The sequence below is a fragment of the Candidatus Pelagibacter communis genome (genome assembly GCF_001179985.1).
GTDB classification, from domain to species: Bacteria; Pseudomonadota; Alphaproteobacteria; order Pelagibacterales; family Pelagibacteraceae; genus Pelagibacter; species Pelagibacter ubique_J.
In genome coordinates this window covers 1-508 of sequence record NZ_CVSI01000012.1, presented here as the reverse complement: position 1 = coordinate 508, position 508 = coordinate 1, and the positions used below count along the sequence as shown (strand labels likewise).

General features: G+C 23.2%; 1 pseudogene. It reads right to left on the bottom strand.

Annotation, left to right across the window (positions count from 1 at the left end):
* Positions 1–508 (bottom strand): annotated as a pseudogene (locus tag AMN80_RS05500) (salicylate 1-monooxygenase); the annotation flags it as partial.

The following is a 508-nucleotide window of genomic DNA, read 5'->3' as shown; positions in this document are numbered from 1 at the left end:
ACAAACACTGGAAATATTTTTAATTCCTTAATATCTGTAACTAATTTTTTAATTTCTTGAGGGACTTTTTCTAAAATTCTTTTGATAAAGGAATTTTCACTAAATAATAAATAATTACCTTGCTCCTCTAATGAAAGAGAATGTTTCATAATAGCAATAAAATTTAAATCACCATTAGAATTTAATGGGTAAATAACATGGTGGAAGTTTGGACCTAAAAACAAAGCTACATTTTTTTTGTTCACGTTTTCAGGAAATTTAGTTAATTTCCCTCTAATAGCTAATGTGTCATTATATTTTGGTTTTACTTTGTTATTTGAAATTAGATTTTTACTCTTTGAAAAAACTCCATCAGCAATAATCAAGTAATCACATTCTTTAGTTACATTATTTTCAAATGAAATTTTAATTTGTTTTTCTTGGTCATTTATTTTTGAAATTTTAAAACCAGTTTTTATTATGTCGCCCAAATCTTTTTTTAAAAAATTTATTAAAGTTGATCTTTTTA